This window comes from Nonomuraea aurantiaca, assembly GCF_020215705.1.
Lineage (GTDB): Bacteria > Actinomycetota > Actinomycetes > Streptosporangiales > Streptosporangiaceae > Nonomuraea > Nonomuraea aurantiaca.
In genome coordinates this window covers 1-1,183 of record NZ_JAIWNB010000120.1, presented here as the reverse complement: position 1 = coordinate 1,183, position 1,183 = coordinate 1, and the positions used below count along the sequence as shown (strand labels likewise).

The window sequence follows — 1,183 nt, the reverse complement described above, 5'->3', positions numbered from 1 at the left end:
GAGCCGGGGCTCACTCCGAGGTCTCCGATGATCCTGGTTTGATTGGTGTTGCTGACCGCTGATCCCGCCAGAACCGCGAACGGCGCGGCATTACCAATACTCACCGGTTGGGCTTCCGCGCTTCCTGCGGTCAGGACGACGGCGCCCATCGAAAGCGCGACCGCCAGAGCCGCGGACGGCCAGGAACGACGGATGCTTTCTGCGCCGCGCGAGCGCCCCGCATCGTTCACGGCCGCGCCCTTCCTCCAGAAGGGCACCCTATTTCTTTCCCGAGCCTCTGAACGCCGCTGAGCGTTCACTCCACGCTCCAGCGCGACCGTGCCGGCCGCGTCATCGGATGCGTGGTGACGGAACATCGACATGTGACACAACTCCTTTAAAGCCTCGTACCGGAGCTTGCACAGCCACGATCACCGGGCATGAGATACCGCGCGCATGTCATCATCGGCTATGCGCCGTCATGACATGCGACGATGTGTGCGCCTAGAACGGTAGCAAGCGTGCGTTTTATTCGATCAACCAAGACTCCGGCTAACGGACTTTTAATGCGGTCCTTACCCATCCATGTCCACGCCCGTTACTTACTTGGAGGTATTAACTCGATATATTGCGATCTTCGCGTACAGGGGATGGCCCAGCTCGGCGCGTCGAATCGTAGGACAGGAGCGATAGAACTCACATATTGGCTAAAGCATGACATAGAGCCGATTCCGCTCGCCGTTGGAGCCCCGCTCGCCCTATCCCTATCGGCGGCTACGGCAGGTGCGCGGCTGGACACTCGGCCACCCAGAAGACCGATCAGCACTTCGCGGCCCAGATGTTTACCGGAACAGTGAGTGACACCTGAATGACGATTCAGGCTTCTTCGGCGGCAAGCAGTAACGTCACGATTCCAACCGACATCATTGGCGAGCGCCATCTCCGCCAATTTTCAACATAAGGGGGATGTTGTGGCATTTACTGATTTCCGGATACTTCACACATCGAAGGTACGCTTCTTGTTGGCAGCGCCTCTGACGGCTCTCCTTGTCACGACCGTGGCGAGCGGGATCCAGAGCCATGCGACCAAGGCGCAGCCGGTGAGTATTGGTAATGCCGCGCCGTTCGCGGTTCTGGCGGGATCAGCGGTCAGCAACACCAATCAAACCAGGATCATCGGAGACCTCGGAGTGAGCCCCGGCTC

2 protein-coding genes are annotated in these 1,183 nt (G+C 59.5%); one reads left to right on the top strand and one right to left on the bottom strand.

The genetic code is table 11. From position 1 onward, the window contains the following. On the bottom strand, nt 1–362 hold a 362-nt coding region (locus LDL49_RS56440), incomplete at its 3' end, for a hypothetical protein (protein ID WP_225303198.1). A gap of 543 nt (nt 363–905) precedes the next feature. Here LDL49_RS56440 and LDL49_RS56435 point away from each other — a divergent pair. Further along, nucleotides 906–1,183 (top strand): hypothetical protein (locus LDL49_RS56435; RefSeq protein ID WP_225303197.1); only part of this gene is annotated, 278 nt, incomplete at its 3' end.